The organism is Anaerotruncus sp. (genome assembly GCF_057433415.1).
On the sequence record NZ_DBMDHH010000008.1, the window covers coordinates 49,898 to 66,206 of the forward strand.

The 16,309-nt window shown below is 64.2% G+C and carries 14 protein-coding genes; all 14 read left to right on the plus strand.

Annotated elements, in window-relative coordinates; genetic code table 11:
* Window positions 1-48: 48 nt before the first annotated feature.
* Window positions 49-357, plus strand: coding sequence for an acylphosphatase (locus ACZO3G_RS03880; protein ID WP_101551478.1), 309 nt, complete (start codon window positions 49-51; stop codon window positions 355-357).
* Between the two features lie 11 nt (window positions 358-368).
* Window positions 369-905 carry a M48 family metallopeptidase gene (locus ACZO3G_RS03885; RefSeq protein ID WP_276871303.1) on the plus strand — a complete coding sequence of 179 codons (537 nt, stop codon included), beginning with the start codon at window positions 369-371 and terminating at the stop codon, window positions 903-905.
* A 179-nt stretch (window positions 906-1,084) separates the two neighbouring features.
* Window positions 1,085-1,336, plus strand: a complete 252-nt coding sequence (locus tag ACZO3G_RS03890; protein WP_121586520.1) for a (2Fe-2S) ferredoxin domain-containing protein — start codon at window positions 1,085-1,087, stop codon at window positions 1,334-1,336.
* A complete protein-coding gene (locus tag ACZO3G_RS03895) occupies window positions 1,333-3,027 on the plus strand; it encodes a [Fe-Fe] hydrogenase large subunit C-terminal domain-containing protein (protein ID WP_276871298.1) in 1,695 nt (564 codons plus the stop codon). Before ACZO3G_RS03890 ends, ACZO3G_RS03895 begins: the two co-directional genes overlap by 4 nt.
* 2 nt (window positions 3,028-3,029) lie before the next feature.
* Window positions 3,030-4,199, plus strand: a complete 1,170-nt coding sequence (locus ACZO3G_RS03900) for a SpoIIE family protein phosphatase (RefSeq protein WP_276871295.1) — start codon at window positions 3,030-3,032, stop codon at window positions 4,197-4,199.
* Window positions 4,200-4,241: 42 nt separating this feature from the next.
* Window positions 4,242-5,687 carry a 4Fe-4S dicluster domain-containing protein gene (locus ACZO3G_RS03905; RefSeq protein ID WP_101551467.1) on the plus strand — a complete coding sequence of 482 codons (1,446 nt, stop codon included), beginning with the start codon at window positions 4,242-4,244 and terminating at the stop codon, window positions 5,685-5,687.
* Window positions 5,688-5,840: 153 nt separating this feature from the next.
* A complete protein-coding gene (locus tag ACZO3G_RS03910; RefSeq protein ID WP_101551465.1) occupies window positions 5,841-6,716 on the plus strand; it encodes a MurR/RpiR family transcriptional regulator in 876 nt (291 codons plus the stop codon).
* Window positions 6,709-7,944, plus strand: a complete 1,236-nt coding sequence (locus ACZO3G_RS03915; protein ID WP_276871291.1) for a BaiN/RdsA family NAD(P)/FAD-dependent oxidoreductase — start codon at window positions 6,709-6,711, stop codon at window positions 7,942-7,944. The genes ACZO3G_RS03910 and ACZO3G_RS03915 overlap by 8 nt, the downstream gene beginning before the upstream one ends.
* Window positions 7,945-7,958: 14 nt before the next feature.
* A complete protein-coding gene (gene cmk / locus ACZO3G_RS03920; RefSeq protein ID WP_121586525.1) occupies window positions 7,959-8,633 on the plus strand; it encodes a (d)CMP kinase in 675 nt (224 codons plus the stop codon).
* Window positions 8,623-9,225, plus strand: a complete 603-nt coding sequence (locus ACZO3G_RS03925; protein WP_101551459.1) for a lysophospholipid acyltransferase family protein — start codon at window positions 8,623-8,625, stop codon at window positions 9,223-9,225. The genes cmk and ACZO3G_RS03925 overlap by 11 nt, the downstream gene beginning before the upstream one ends.
* Window positions 9,222-11,249, plus strand: a complete 2,028-nt coding sequence (locus ACZO3G_RS03930; RefSeq protein WP_276871288.1) for a bifunctional 4-hydroxy-3-methylbut-2-enyl diphosphate reductase/30S ribosomal protein S1 — start codon at window positions 9,222-9,224, stop codon at window positions 11,247-11,249. The genes ACZO3G_RS03925 and ACZO3G_RS03930 overlap by 4 nt, the downstream gene beginning before the upstream one ends.
* 274 nt (window positions 11,250-11,523) lie before the next feature.
* Entirely contained in the window at window positions 11,524-13,578 is a 2,055-nt protein-coding gene (gene recJ, locus ACZO3G_RS03935) for a single-stranded-DNA-specific exonuclease RecJ (RefSeq protein ID WP_276871282.1), read from the plus strand.
* Between the two features lie 45 nt (window positions 13,579-13,623).
* Window positions 13,624-15,813 carry a RelA/SpoT family protein gene (locus tag ACZO3G_RS03940; RefSeq protein WP_101551454.1) on the plus strand — a complete coding sequence of 730 codons (2,190 nt, stop codon included), beginning with the start codon at window positions 13,624-13,626 and terminating at the stop codon, window positions 15,811-15,813.
* A 31-nt stretch (window positions 15,814-15,844) separates the two neighbouring features.
* Complete coding sequence (gene dtd / locus ACZO3G_RS03945; RefSeq protein ID WP_101551452.1) at window positions 15,845-16,303, plus strand: D-aminoacyl-tRNA deacylase; 459 nt, start codon at window positions 15,845-15,847, stop codon at window positions 16,301-16,303.
* Window positions 16,304-16,309: the final 6 nt, after the last annotated feature.

The window sequence follows — 16,309 nt, forward strand, 5'->3', positions numbered from 1 at the left end:
CGGCGGCCGCCAGACTCTCGACAATATTGTCCGTTTGCGGTAAAATCGATGGAGATCACCGGAAAGGGGGAGACGCCCGTGGCGAAAAAGATGAGGCTTTACCTGCTGGCCGAGGGCTACGTGCAGGGGGTGGGCTTCCGCTACTATGTCAGCTATACGGCGCGGGGGCTGGGGCTCACCGGTTGGGTGCGCAACCGGGAGGACGGCGCGGTGGACATGGAGGTGCAGGGCGCGCCCGACGCGGTGGAGGCGTTTACGGCGGCGGTGCGGCGCGGCAGCCACTACAGCGAGGTGCAAAACCTGACGGTGCAAAAGCTCGATCCGATCGAGGAGTACGGCTTCCGCACGCTGAATTAGGAGGGGAAGGGATGACGCGGACGGCGGGCGGCGTGGAATACGAGCTGACCCGGAAGGCGGTCAAAAACCTCAATCTGCGGGTGCGCGCCGACGGGACGGTGCATGTTTCCGCGCCCCGGCGCACGCCGCTTTCCGAGGTGGACGGGTTTGTCGCGGGCCGCGCGGCGTGGATCGCGTGGGCGCGGGAACGCCTGGCGGCGCATGCGGGGGAGGCCGAGGCGGCGCGGGAGGCGTACACCGACGCGGAATGTCTCGAGGCGTTCACGGAGGTGAGCGACCGGATCTATCCGCTCTTCGCGCGCCTGCTGCCGGAAAAGCCCGAGCTGCGGGTGCGGTGGATGAAGAGCCGCTGGGGGGTGTGCTGCCCGGCGAAGAACCGCATCACCCTCAACAAGCAGCTGATGGGAAAGCCGCGCGCGGCGGTGGAATACGTGGTGCTGCACGAATACGTGCACTTCCTGCACCCCGACCACCAGGCGGGGTTCCACGCGGAGATGGCAAAATGGATGCCCGACTACAGGGAACGGCGCAAACTGCTGAAAACGTGAGGATTTGGATGAAATGACAAAAAGAGCGGAGGATTTTACATATTGTTAAAGAATTAACACATTGAAAAAGAAACCGAAATGTAGTATCCTTATAGAAAGAAAACGGATGGGGCCGTCGCGCGGGAAAAGGGGAACGAAACCGCGGCCCCTCCGGGAAAACAAGAACCGGAGGAAACGACATGGAAATTTACGTCTGCATCGGAAGCTCGTGCCATCTCAAAGGCTCTTACAACATCATCAACGCGTTCAAGGAGCTGATCGCGGAATACAAGCTGGAGGACCAGGTGAGCCTGAACGCGTCCTTCTGCCTCGGCCACTGCCAGCACGGCGTGACGATCAAGGTGAACGACGAAATCGTCACCGGGCTCAACACCGACAACGCCCGGGAAATTTTCATTGATAAGGTCGTGAAGGAGCTGCAGCCGCAATGACCGACGTACTGAGCCTCAAGAAGGCCAACTGTAAAAACTGCCACAAGTGCATCCGCTCCTGCCCGGTCAAATCGATCCGTTTCGCCGACAACCAGGCGAAGATCATCCCGGAGGAGTGCATCCTGTGCGGGCGGTGCGTCGTCGTCTGCCCGCAGAACGCGAAGCGCGTGCGCAGCGACCTGACCGAGGTGATCGGGGCGGTGGGCTCCGGCAAGCGGGTCATCGCGACGCTCGCCCCCTCGTTTATCAGCGAGTTCCCCGTCTCGGGGATCGGGGAGATGGAGGGATACCTCAAAAAGCTCGGGCTGTTCGCCGCGCGGGAGACCGCCGAGGGCGCCTATATCGTCAAGAGCGAATATGAAAACCTCATCCGCGATCACAAACAGGAGGTCATCATCTCCTCCTGCTGCCACACGGTCGTCACGCTCATCCAGAAGTATTTCCCGGCGGTCATCCCCTGCATCGCGCCGGTGATCTCCCCGATGATGGCCAGCGCGAAGCTCATCAAGGAGGAATACCCCGACGCCTACGTCGTCTTCATCGGCCCCTGCATCTCCAAAAAGGACGAGATGCAGAAGGTCCCCGGCTACATAGACTGCGTGCTCACCTTCGACGAGCTCGTGCAGTGGTTCCAGATGCGGCATATCGAGGTCGCGCCCGCCCCGGTGGCGGAGAGCGAGGGACGCGCCTCCCGCTTCTTCCCGCGCACGGGCGGCATCATCGAGTGCATGCACACGCGCGGCACCGGCTACAAGTACCTCGCGGTCGACGGGGTGGAAAACTGCGTGCGCGCGATCGAGGCGATCGAGCGCGGCGGCCTCAAGGGGTACTTCGTCGAGATGAGCGCCTGCGAGGGCAGCTGCATCAACGGGCCCGCGGCGCGCGCCTACCAGGAGAACCTGCTCGACAGCCGGGTGCGGGTGGACGAGTTCGCCCAGCCGGACGAGGACAAAAAGCCCGACTTCGACATCGCCTGCGATTTCGGCCTCGCGCGCCACATCCCCAACGAGTTCGTGCACGAGCCCGACCCGCCCGCGGCGGCGATCACCGACATCCTCGCGCGCATGGGCAAAACCAAGCCGGAGGACGAGCTCAACTGCGGCTCCTGCGGCTACCCGACCTGCCGCGACAAGGCCAAGGCGGTCTACAACGGCAAGGCGGACATCACGATGTGCCTGCCCTACCTGCTGGAGAACGCGGAGAGCTTCTCGAACAACGTGTTCGCGGTGTCTCCCAACGCGATCCTGGTGCTCGACGACCGGCTGACCGTCCAGCGGATGAACATGTCCGCCTGCCACCTTTTCAACATCCCCAAGTCGAAGGACGCGATCGGCAGGGACGTGATCGACCTGATCGACCCGACCGATTTCCAGGATGTGCTTGAGACGGGCAACGATGTGATCGACAAGAAGATGTACCTGGCGGACCTCGACAAGCACGTCGAGCTGACGGTGGTGCGCGACGCGGACCACCACTGCCTGTTCGGCATCTTCAAGGACATCACGGCGGAGCAGGCGCGCAGGGAGAAGTACATCGAGCGCCGCGCCCAGACGATCGACATCACCGACAAGGTGATCGAAAAGCAGATGCGCATCGTCCAGGACATCGCGTCGCTGCTGGGCGAAACGACCGCCGAGACGAAGATCGCGCTGACCAAGATCAAGAACACCGTGCTCTCGGAGGACGAGTAGCCATGGAAAAACTGTTTATGGAGAACGGCTATATCAGCCTCAACAAGTACGGCGAGCAGCTGTGCGGCGACCGCGTCGAGGTGAAGAACAACCCGAGCGGCGACTTCACGATGGTGCTGGCCGACGGGCTGGGCAGCGGCGTCAAGGCGAACATCCTCTCGACCCTCACCTCCAAGATCATCGCGACGATGATGGACAGCGACATGACTGTGGAGGACTGCGTGACGACGATCGCGCAGACGCTGCCCGTCTGCTCGGTGCGCCAGGTGGCCTACGCGACCTTCACGGTGATCAAGGTGCACGGGGACGAGGTCTCCCTCATCCAGTACGACAACCCCGACGTGATCATGCTGCGGGACGGCAGAAGCGTCGACTACGAGCGGACCGAGAAGACGATCGCGGGCAAGAAGATCTACGAATCCCGCTTCCCCGCGCGCCTGGGGGACGTGTTCGTCGCGATGAGCGACGGCGTCATCCACGCGGGGGTGGGCCAGTCGCTCAACTTCGGCTGGGAGCGGCCGAACGTCGTCGAATACCTCGAGGCCCACTACAACGCGGCCATGTCGGCCAAGGCGGTGGCGGGGCTCGTGAGCGACGCCTGCCGCGATCTCTACATGGGAAAGCCGGGCGACGACACGACGGTGGCCGCGCTGCGCATCCGCGAGCGCCAGCTCGTCAACCTGATGATCGGCCCGCCGGTCAACCCGGAGGACGACGAAAAGATCATGCGGCTCTTCTTCGGGCAGGGGGGCAAGACGATCGTCTGCGGGGGCACGACCTCCACGATCGTGGCCAAATACCTGCACACTTCCGTCAGGACCTGCCTCGACTACCTCGACCCCGAGATCCCGCCGATCGGCTTTATCGAGGGCGTGGACCTGTGCACCGAGGGGGTGCTCACGATGAAGCACGTCGTCGAGCTCGCGCGGCGGTATTCGTCGGGCACCGACACCTACAGCGAATGGATTGGCAAGAAGGACGGCGCCTCGCTGATCGCGCAGATGCTCTTTGAGAGCGCGACCGACGTGAACCTCTTCGTGGGGCGGGCGATGAACCCGGCCCACCAGAACCCGGATATGCCGATCGATCTTTCGATCAAGCTGCGGCTGATCGAAGACCTCGCCAAATACCTCGAGCTGATGGGCAAGACGGTAAAGGTGAGCTACTACTAGATGACCAAACCCGCGGCCAGCCGCGTCAATGGAGGGTAACAGATGCAAATTACCGAACGCAATTTCGACACCAACGTCCAGATGCTGAAATACAAGGTCCTCAAGGGGGTCGTCGAGCACTTCGACCAGGGGACGCTCGAGAGCGCCTACCGGGACATCCCGATGGACATCGCCCCCGGCCCCAAGCCGACGACGCGCTGCTGCGTCTACAAGGAGCGCGCGATCATCACCGAGCGGGTCCGCATGGCGATGGGCGGCGACAAGGAGAACGCTAACGTCATCGAGGTGCTGCGCATCGCCTGCGACGAGTGCACGGTCAACCGCTACCACGTGGGCTCGGCCTGCCGCGGGTGCATCGCGCACCGCTGCGAGCACGCCTGCCCGACGGGCGCGATCGAGGTGCGCGACGGCAAGGCGCGCATCAACCAGGAGAAGTGCATTGAGTGCGGCAAGTGCGCGACCGCCTGCCCCTACACCGCGATCATGAAGTACACCCGCCCGTGCGAGAACGCCTGCAAAATCGGCGCGATCAGCATGCACCGGGACAACTCCGCGAAGATCGACAACGACAAGTGCATCTCCTGCGGCGCCTGCGTCTACCAGTGTCCGTTCGGCGCGATCGTCGACAAGTCGTTTCTGCTCGACGCGCTGACGATCATGCGGGAGAGCGAGAACAACACGAAATACAAGGTCTACGCGGTCGTGGCGCCGTCGATTTCCTCCCAGTTCAGCTACGCCAAGACCGGGCAGGTCGTGACGGGGCTTCGGAAGATCGGCTTCCACAGCGTCATCGAGGCGGCGCTCGGCGCGGACATGGTGGCCTACGCGGAGGCCGCGGAGCTCGTTGAGAAGGGCTTTTTGACCAGCTCCTGCTGTCCGGCGTTCGTCGCCTACATCAAGAGCGCCTTCCCGGGGCTTGTGGACAAGATCTCCCACAACCCCTCCCCGATGGAGGCGGTCGCGCGGTTCATCAAGCGGACCGACCCCACCGCGAAGTGCGTCTTCGTCGGCCCCTGCACCGCCAAGAAGATGGAGTTCCAGCAGGAGCATATCACCGGCATCGACTGCGTCATCACCTTTGAGGAGCTCCAGGCCCTCTTCGACGCGCGCGAGGTGAACGTCGAGAACCTCGAGGAGAGCCTGCTCGACAACGCCTCCTACTACGGGCGCATCTTCGCGCGCAGCGGCGGCCTCTCCGACGCGGTGGCCGAGGCGCTCAAGGAGCACGGCATCCCGGAGGACCAGTTCAAGGCGAACCCGATCGCCTGCGACGGCATCGAGGAGTGCAGGATCGCGCTGCTCAAGGCGAACAAAAACCTGCTGCCCAACAACTTCATCGAGGGCATGGCCTGCGTGGGCGGCTGCATCGGCGGCGCGGCCTGCGTGACCCACGGCCCCAAGGACAAGACCGAGGTCAACAAGTACGGCCAGCTCGCCAAGGAAAAAACGATCCTCGACGCCATCGCCGTTACACAAATTGCCAAATAATCCGCCCCGAAATGCAGGACTTTGCAAAAAGTCCTGCATTTTTTCTGCCATTTTATCCGAACGCGCTTGATTTTCCGGCGGAATTCCGCTATGATAGAAAGCTGAAAGAGGATCACCTTGCGTTTTGCAGGATGCAGAAGGAAAGGATCGGATATGGGCCAGGATTTATTGGCGCTCATCGGCAAAATGACCCCGCAGTTTTCCAAGGGGCAGCGGCTGATCGCCAACTACATGATCAACCATTTTGACAAGGCGGCGTTCATGACCGCCAGCAAGCTGGGCAGCACGGTGGGGGTGAGCGAATCGACCGTTGTGCGCTTCGCGTCGGAGGTGGGCTTCGCGGGCTACCCCGAGCTGCAGAGGGCGCTCCAGGAGCTCATCCGCAACAAGCTGACCACCGTGCAGCGGATGGACGTGACGAGCGACCAGCTCGAAAACGCCGACGTGCTCGCCAAGGTGCTCGGCAAGGACATCGAAAAGATCCGCCGCACCCTCGAGGAGACGAGCCGCGCCGATTTTGAGTCGGCGGTCGGCTGTATCTGCGCGGCGAAGAGCATCTATATCATCGGCGTGCGCTCCTCGTCGGCGCTCGCGCAGTTTTTGAGCTTCTACTTCAACCACATCTTCCCGAACGTCCGCCTCATCAACACCACCTCCCGCAGCGAGATGTTCGAGCAGATCATGCGCATCGGGCCGGAGGACGTGTTCATCGGCATCAGCTTCCCGCGCTACTCCAAGCGGACGGTGCAGGCCTCCCACTTCGCCGCCCGGAGCGGCGCGAAGGTCATCGCGCTCACCGACTCGAACCAGTCTCCGCTGGCCGAGAACGCCGACTATGTGCTGATGGCGCGCAGCGACATGGTCTCCTTCATCGACTCGCTCGTCGCGCCCCTCTCCCTCATCAACGCCCTGATCGTGGCGGTGGGCATGAAAAAGCACGACGAGATCGCCCGCACCTACGACCGCCTCGAACAGATCTGGGACGAATACGAGGTCTACGAAAAGCGCGGGGAGGAAGCCGGTGTCTGACCTTGTCGTGATCGGCGGGGGAGCCGCCGGGCTGTTCGCGGCGGGCTTCGCCGCGAAGGGCGGCGCGTCGGTCACGGTGCTCGAGCGGGGGACGCGCCCCGCCCGCAAGCTGCTGATCACCGGCAAGGGCCGCTGCAACGTCACCAACAACTGCTCGCCCGAGGACTTTTTGCGGAATGTGCGCACCAATCCGCGCTTCCTCTACGGCGCGGCCAGCGCCTTTTCCCCGGCGGACGCGATGGCGTTCTTCGAGTCGCTCGGCGTGCCGCTCAAGACCGAGCGGGGAGGCCGGGTGTTCCCGGTGTCCGACCGGGCGGCCGACGTGGCGGACGCGCTCGTCCGCTTTGCGAAGGCGTCCGGCGCGCGGCTGGTAACATCCGCGCGCGTGACTGACATCCTGGCGGAGGACGGAGGCGTACGGGGCGTGCGGCTGGAGGACGGCCGCGAGCTTTCCGCGGACGCGGTGCTCGTCGCCACCGGCGGGTGCAGCTATCCCGCGACCGGCTCGACGGGGGACGGCTGGCGGCTGGCAAAGGCGCTCGGCCATACGGTCGTCCCGGCGCGGGCCTCCCTCGTGCCGGTGCGCGCGAAGGAGCCGTGGTGCGCCGAGCTGATGGGGCTTTCCCTCAAAAACGTGACCCTCACCCTGCGGGACGCGCGGGGAAAGGCGGTCTTCTCCGAGCTGGGGGAGATGCTCTTCACCCATTTCGGCGTGTCGGGGCCGCTGGTCCTCTCCGCCTCCTCCTACCTGGCGGGGGACCCGGGGGGCTTCCGGATGGAGATCGACCTCAAGCCGGGGCTCGACGACCGGCAGCTCGACGCGCGGCTGCTGCGGGACTTTTCCGCGGCGAAAAACCGCGACTTTGCAAACGCCCTCGACCAGCTCCTGCCCAAAAAGCTCATCCCGGTCGCGGTGCGCCTGAGCGGGATTCCGCCCGACCGCAAGGTGAACGCGGTCACGCGGGAGGAGCGGCGGGCGTTCGCCGCGCTTTTAAAGGCGCTGCCGGTCACGCCGGCGGGGCTGCTGCCCGTCGAGGCGGGGGTGGTCACGGCGGGCGGCGTGGCGGTCCGGGAGATCGACCCGCGCACGATGGAGTCCAAGCTCGTGAAGGGGCTCTATTTCGCGGGGGAAGTGATCGACGTGGACGCGCTGACTGGGGGCTACAACCTCCAGATTGCCTGGTCGACGGCCCTCCTGGCCGCGAAGGGCGTCAATCGGAACGGATAAAAGGAGAGAAACGGATGATTTCGATAGCGATAGACGGACCCGCGGGCGCGGGCAAGAGCACGATCGCCCGCGCGATCGCGAAGGAGCTCGGCTATATCTATGTGGACACGGGCGCGCTCTACCGCGCGATCGGCCTCTACGCCAACGCCAACGGTGTGGCGACGGACGACCCGGCGGGGGTCGAGCGGCTGCTCGGCGGCATCAAGGTGGAGCTGCGCTATAAGAACGGGGAGCAGCGGGTGTTCCTCAACGGCTACGACGTGTCGGAGGAGATCCGCCGCCCGGAGGTCTCGATGGCCGCGAGCAATGTGAGCGCCATCCCGGCGGTGCGGCAGTTCCTCTTCGCGCTCCAGCAGAATATGGCGGTCGAGCACGACGTGGTCATGGACGGCCGCGACATCGGCACGATCGTGCTGCCCGGCGCGCAGGTGAAAATCTTCCTGACGGCGTCGCCCGAGGAGCGGGCGCGCCGCCGGTACGACGAATTGAAGGCCAAGGGGCACGACGTCGACTACGACGCGCTGCTCGAGGAGGTCAGGCAGCGCGACTACAACGACTCGCACCGGGCGATCGCGCAGCTTAAGCAGGCGGACGACGCCCTGCTCGTCGACACGACGGGCAACACCCTCGAGCAGTCGGTCCAGGCGCTCACCAAGCTGGTGAAGGAGAGGCTGCGCGATGTTTTATAAGGTCGTAAGGGCGCTGTGCGCCGTCTTCCTGCGGCTGGCCTTCCGGTTCCGGGTGGTCGGCCTCGAAAACGTCCCCGACGGCGGGGGATTCATCCTCGCGGCCAACCACCGCTCCAACTGGGACCCGGTGCTGGCGGGGATCCCGGTCAAGCGTCACAAGGTCTGCTACATGGCCAAGGCGGAGCTCTTCCAGAAGAACGCGCTTTTCGCCAGGATCATCACCGCGCTGGGCGCCTTCCCGATCGAGCGCGGCAAGGGGGACACCGGCGCGATCGACTGGGCGGACCGCATCATCACCGGGGGCGGCGTGCTGGGGATGTTCCCCGAGGGCACCCGCTCGAAGACGGGAACGCCCGGCCGCCCCAAGTCGGGGGTCGCGATGATCGCGCAGCAGACGGGGGCGGACGTGGTGCCCTGCGCCGTCTGCTTCGGGGAGCGGATCGGCTTCCGGTCGCCGGTGACCGTCCGCTACGGAAAGCCGATTGAAAACGCGCGGTTCGGGTTCGGCGCGGAGATCGCGCCGCACGAGCTCAAGGAGGCCAGCCGCCTTGTGATGGACGAGATCGTCAGGCTGCTGGAGGACGGGATTTGAAACGGATCACGGTGGCGAAGACGGCGGGCTTCTGCTTCGGGGTCCGGCGGGCGGTGGACGCCGCCTTCGCGGAGGCCCGTTCGGGGACGCCCGCCTGCACGCTCGGGGAGCTCATCCACAACCCCCGGATCGTGGAGGAACTCGCGCGCGCGGGCGTGCGGGTGATTGAAAGCCCCGCGGAGAACACGGACGGCCGGACGGTGATCATCCGGTCGCACGGGGTGCCGCCGCAGGTCTACGAGGAGCTGGCGGCGTCGGGCGCGCGGGTGGTCGACGCGACCTGCCCCTATGTCGAGAAGCTCCACCGGCTGGCGGCGGAGCACTCGGGGGAGAGCGTCACGCTCATCGCGGGGGACCCCTCCCACCCGGAGGTGGTGGGGATCGCGGGCTACTGCGAGGGGGAGACGCACATCTTCCGTTCGGCGGAAGAGCTTGACAAAATCATTCCGATTTTGGATAATGGTGGAAACCGGCCCGTCACCCTGCTTGCACAGACGACTTTTTCGGTGCCGGAATGGGAAAAATGTGTAGAAAAACTTAAAAAAGTGTGTACAAAGCTCCGAATATTTGATACAATATGTATTGCTACTGAAAAACGACAGTCTGAGGCGCGGGAGCTGGCGGCCCAAAGCGATGCGATGATCGTGATCGGCGGCCGGAAAAGCTCCAACACCGCCAAGCTGGCGCAGCTCTGCGGGGCGTATTGCGACACCTTTCTGATCGAGTCTGCGGCGGAGTTGCATGATCTCGATCTGGGCGGTTATACTAGGATTGGCGTTACAGCGGGCGCGTCGACGCCGGCTTGCATAATTAAGGAGGTACATAAAACCATGAGTGAGATTCTTAAAGATCAGGACGAGCTTTCTTTTGAAGAGATGTTGAATGAATCCTTCAAAACAATAGATAACAGGGAGAAGGTCACAGCGACCGTCACGGGGATCGCGCCGAACGAGATTTCCGTCGACATCGGCACCAAGCACGCGGGCTACGTCCCGCTGTCCGAACTGACCGACGACCCCAACGCGAAGCCTGAGGAGCTCGTCAAGGTTGGCGACCAGATGGACCTGCTGGTCGTGCGCGTCAATGACGTCGAGGGCACCGTGATGCTCTCCAAGAAGCGCCTCGATGCAATTGCCGGTTTCGAGAAGGTCATGAACGCGGTGGACACCGAGGAGATCCTCGAGGGCACCGTCGTGGAGGTTATCAAGGGCGGCGTGCTGGCGCTGACCAACGGCGTCAAGGTCTTTATCCCTGCCTCCCAGGCCACCCTTTCCCGCAACGACAGCCTGGAGGACCTGCTCAAGAAGAAGGTCCAGTTTAAGATTCTGGAAGTCAACCGCCAGCGCAAACGCGCGGTCGGCTCGATCCGTGCGGTCCTGCGCGAGCAGCGCCGCGAGCTCGAGGAGAAGTTCTGGCAGGAGGTCGAGGTCGGCAAGCATTACACCGGCGTCGTCAAATCTCTCACCAGCTACGGCGCGTTCGTCAACCTGGGCGGCGTGGACGGCATGGTGCACATCTCCGAGCTGAGCTGGAACCGCATCAAGCATCCCTCCGAGATCGTCAGCGTGGGCGACACGGTCGAGGTCTACATCAAGGACATCGACGCGGAGAACAAGAAGATCTCCCTCGGCTACAAGAAGGCGGAGGACAATCCGTGGGTCATCATGCAGCGTGACTACGCGGTCGGCACCGTCTGCACCGTCAAGGTCGTCTCGATGACCCCGTTCGGCGCGTTCGCCCAGATCATCCCGGGCGTGGACGGGCTCATCCACATCAGCCAGATCTCCAACGAGCGGATCAACAAGCCCTCCGACGTGCTTGCGATCGGCCAGGAGGTCGAGGTGAAGATCACCGAGCTCGACAGCGAGAAGAAGCGCGTCAGCCTCTCGATCCGCGCGCTGCTCGCCGACAAGGCGCCCGCGCCGGCCGAGGAGGAAGCTCCCGCCGCCGAGGAGTCCGCCGTTGTCTACGAGGCCGGCCCGGACGGCGCGCAGGGCGAGATCCCCGAGGATTCCGCGGAATAAACAGAACCGTTTTACCGGCAGGGCGCTTCGCGTCCTGCCGGTTTTCATTTGGGAGCGGCGTTTTGGGACGGGGCCTGCCGAAGAAACCGCTTTGGAGCCGTATATTGTGTTTTTGGCAAAAAAGTGGTACAATATCTCTTGTTGTATGAATGGCAAGCATTGATGACTTTTACGGTTTTCCCGCCGCGCGGGGCCTTCCGGCCTCCGCGCCCGGTTTCCTGCGGATTTTCCGCGGGGACGGCGGGAGGTATCTGCGGAAAACGGAGGAATCTACGTGCCGATAAAACGCTGGAACGTCCGGCGCCCCGACGAGGCGGCGGCCAAGCGGCTCGCGAGCGAGCTGGGCCTGCCGCTGATTGCTGTGCGGGTGCTGGCCGGCAGAGGGTATGACACCCGGGAAAAGATCGAACGCTTCCTGTCTCCGGACGGGACGCTGACCGACCCGCTGGCGATCCGCGACATGGATAAGGCCGTGGCGCGCATCCGGCGGGCGCTTTCCGAGGGTGAGCGGATCGCCGTCTACGGCGACTACGACTGCGACGGCATCATGTCGACGGTCGTGCTCTACAGCTATCTCGAGTCCGCGGGCGCGGACGTCTGCTATTACATCCCCCAGCGCGACCGGGAGGGCTACGGCCTCAACCGGGAGGCGCTGAAGCTCATCCACGACGACGGGGTGCGCCTCGTCATCACGGTGGACAACGGCATCACGGCGATCGGTGAGGTGGAGTACGCCTCCTCGCTCGGGCTCGACGTGGTGATCACCGACCACCACAAGCCGCGCGAGGTGCTGCCCGCGGCGGCCGCGGTGGTCGACCCGCACCGCCTCGACGACGAGAGCGGGTGCGAATATCTCGCGGGCGTGGGGGTGGCCTTCAAGCTCATCTGCGCGCTCGAGGGGGACGACGGAGAGCTGATGCTCGACCAGTACGGCGACCTCGTCGCCGTGGCGACGGTGGCGGACATCGTGCCGCTCACCGGCGAAAACCGCACGATCGTGCGGCGGGGGCTCGAGAGCCTCCAGAACACCGACAACGAGGGCCTGGCCGCGCTCATCCGGGTGTGCGGCATGGCGGATAAGCAGCTCTCCTGCGAGAACATCGCCTACGGCATCGTGCCGCGCATCAATTCGGCGGGCCGGTTCGACTGCGTCGACAACGCGATCGAGCTCTTCGTGGGAGGCGGCGACGAGCCGGAGGAGCTGGCCGGGGGGATCAACTCCCTCAACGAGAAGCGCCGCGCGATCGAGGACCAGATCGTCCGGCAGATTATGCAGCAGCTTGAATCGGACGCAGAGGCGCTCGGCCGCCGGGTGATCGTCATCTACGGCGAGGGCTGGCACCACGGCATCGTGGGCATCGTGGCCTCACGCATGGTCGAGCGGTTCGGCAAGCCCTGCATCGTGCTGTCGGTCGAGGGGGAGAACGCGCGCGGCTCGGGCCGCAGCGTCGAGGGCTTCTCGATCATCGACGCGATCGACTCCTGTTCCGAGCTGCTCGTGCGCTACGGCGGGCACAACCAGGCCGCCGGGCTGACGGTCCCGATGGAAAAGCTGCCCGCCTTCATCGAAAAAATCAACCTCTGGGCGGCGGAGCACTACCCCGAGATGCCCCAGCAGACGATCAACATCGACTGCGCCCTCTCGCCGCGCCAGCTCAACGTCCACTCGATCCAGCCGCTCGCACTGCTCGAGCCGTTCGGCTCGGGCAACGAGCTGCCCGTCTTCCAGATTCCCGGCTGCACCCTCCAGGGGGTCTACCCGATCGGGGAGGGCAAGCACCTGCGGCTGCGGTTCGCGGGGGAGGACACGGTCTTTTACGCGGTCTATTTCGGCATGACGCAGGAAAGCTTTCCCTATGCGGTCGGCGAGGTGGTCGATCTGGCCGCGACGGTCGACGTGGGGGAGTGGAACGGCGAGCTGCGCGTCTCGGTCAAGGTGAAGGACATCCACCTGACGGGGATCGATTACGATAAGATCCACCACTCGGAGCAGGTCTACCAGCGGCTGCGCCGCAGCGAGCCGGTGGAGGAGCCGGCGAGGGCGCAGGTGGTGCCCAGCCGGGACGACATCGCGGTGGTCTACCGCTACCTGCGCTCGAAGGGCAACCTTTCGGCGCCCGACGAGGTGATCTACGCGAAGCTGCGGGGGAACATCTCCTGCCTGTGCAAGCTGAAGCTCGCGATCGACGTGCTCGACGAGATGCACCTCGTCACCCGCGGCCCGGGCGGCAGGCATGTGGCGGTGGTGCCCAATCCGCAGAAGGTGGATATCTCCCAGTCGAAAATCCTGCGGGAGCTGCAATCCCGAAGCCTGCCGGCCGGCGTATGAACCGGCAACCTGGTTGCGGGCAATCGCCCGTGATGGAGGAAGCGAATGAAATACTATGTAATTGAAGATCTGCTGCAGGCGATCGAAAAGAGCGGCCGTCCCTACGACCGCGAAAAGATCCTTGCGGCCTACGAGGTGGCCAGAGAGGCCCACAAGGGCCAGTGCCGCGTATCGGGGGAGCCATATATCTCCCACCCGATCGCCGTCTCGATCATCCTGGTCGACCTCGGCATGGACAGTGAATGCGTCGAGGCCGCGTTGCTGCACGACGTGGTGGAGGACACCGACGTCACGGCCGAACAGGTCCAGAAGCAGTTCGGCGCGGACGTGGCGCTGCTCGTGGAGGGCGTGACCAAGCTGGGCAAGATCAGCTTCACCTCCCGCGAGGAGCAGCAGGCGGAGAACGTGCGCAAGATGCTGCTCGCCATGGCGCAGGATGTGCGCGTGATCATCATCAAGCTGGCCGACCGGCTGCACAACATGCGCACGATCGAGGTCATGCCCGAGCAGAAGCGCCGCGACAAGGCGCTTGAAACGATGGAGGTCTATGCGCCGCTGGCGCACAGGCTTGGTATCCGCGCAGTCAAGGAGGAGCTCGAGGACATCTCCCTGCGCTACCTCGACCCGGTGGCCTACCACGAGATCGAAAAGATGCTCGAGCTCAAAAAGGCCGACCGCCAAAGCTTCCTGGAAAAGATCAAGGCGAAGATCCGCGAGCGGCTCGCGTCGGAATACAGCGAGGTCTACATCGACGGGCGGGTCAAGAGCGTCTACGGCATCTACCGCAAGGTCTACATCCAGGGCCGCGCCTTCGAGGAGATCTTCGACATCTACGCGGTGCGCATCATCGTCGACTCGGTCAACGAGTGCTACAACATCCTCGGCATCATTCACGACCTCTTCCGGCCGCTGCCCAACCGCTTCAAGGACTACATCTCCACCCCCAAGCCGAACATGTACCAGTCGCTCCACACGACGGTCATCGACAAGGAGGGCATCCCCTTCGAGGTGCAGATCCGCACCTGGGATATGCACCACACGGCGGAATACGGCATCGCGGCCCACTGGAAATACAAGGCGGGCATCACCGGGCACGACAAGCTCGAGGAGCGCCTCGCGTGGATCCGCCAGCTCATCGAGAACCAAAAGGAGGCGGACGACGTCGAGGACATCGTCCGCTCGATCAAGAGCGACCTCTCGCCCGAGGAGGTCTACGTCTTCACGCCCAAGGGGGACGTGATCGCCCTGCCGGTGGACTCGACGGTCATCGACTTCGCCTACGCCATCCACACCGAGGTGGGCAACCGGATGGTGGGGGCAAAGATCGACGGGCGGATGGTCGCGCTCGACACGCCGGTGCGCACCGGCCAGATCATCGAGGTCGTCACGACCAACGCGAAGGACCACGCGCCGAGCCGCGACTGGCTCAAGATCGTCAAGACGACCGAGGCGCGCAACAAGATCCGCAACTGGTACAAGAAGGAGCGCCGCGAGGAGAACATCGAGCAGGGCCGCGCCGAGCTGGAACGGGAGTTCCGCCGCAACATGATCACCCTGCCGGAGGGCAAGGCGAAGGAGTTCCTGCTCGCGATCGCCAAGCGCCAGCACTTCGAGGTGGTGGACGACTTTTTGGCGGCGGTCGGCTACGGTGGCGTGCTGCTCTCCAAGATCATGCCGCGCGTCAAAGAGGATTACGTCAAGATGTACCGCACCGTCGAGCCGGAGGATCCGACCGAGCGGGTGCCAATCAAGCCGCACCGCGTGAAGGGCGCCTCGAGCGGCGTGATCGTCGAAGGGCTGGACAGCTGCCTGGTCAAGTTCGCGCGCTGCTGCAACCCGCTGCCGGGGGACGAGATCATCGGCTTCGTGACGCGGGGCTTCGGCGTGTCGATCCATAAAAAGGACTGCGCGAACGTCATAAATTCCATCAACGACCCGAACAACGCCGAACGCTGGGTGCGGGCCGAATGGGCGATGGAGAGCGCCAAGAAGGAGCACTTCAAGAGCACGATCGAGATCGTCACCGACGACCGCATCGGCGCGCTGGCGGACATCTCGGTGGCGCTTTCCACGATGCGCATCTCGATCAGCACCCTGATGGCCCGCGAGGTCAAGACGGGGGAGAACATCGTGACGGTGACCTTCACGGTCAGCGACATCGATCAGCTCAACTTTATCATCGGAAACCTCAGAAAGATCCCGGGCGTGACGAGCGTCACAAGGTCTGTGCAGTAGCGGCCCGGAATAAACTGGTAGGGGGATCGCCATGAAAGCGGTATTGCAGCGTGTTTCGTCCGCGAAGGTCACGTCCGGCGGGCGGGTGCTCGGGGAGATCGGGCAGGGGCTCGCGGTCCTGCTCGGCGTCGTGACGGGCGACGGGGTGGACGAGGCGGATTTCCTCGCGGAAAAGGCCGCCGGCCTGCGCGTCTTCGAGGACGAAAACGGCAAGATGAACAAATCCCTGTTGGAGGTGGGCGGCGGAATGCTCGTCGTCTCCAACTTCACCCTCTGCGCCGACGCGCGGCGGGGGAGGCGGCCCTCCTTTACGGGCGCGGCCGCGCCGGAGGAGGCCAACGCCCTCTACCTGCGGTTCGTCGCCGCGGCGAAGGACGCGGGCGTCTCCCCCGTCGAGACGGGGGTTTTCGGCGCGGACATGCGCGTGTCGATCGAGAACGACGGCCCGGTGACCATCCTGCTCGACACGGACGAAATCATGAAGAAATAACCCGCG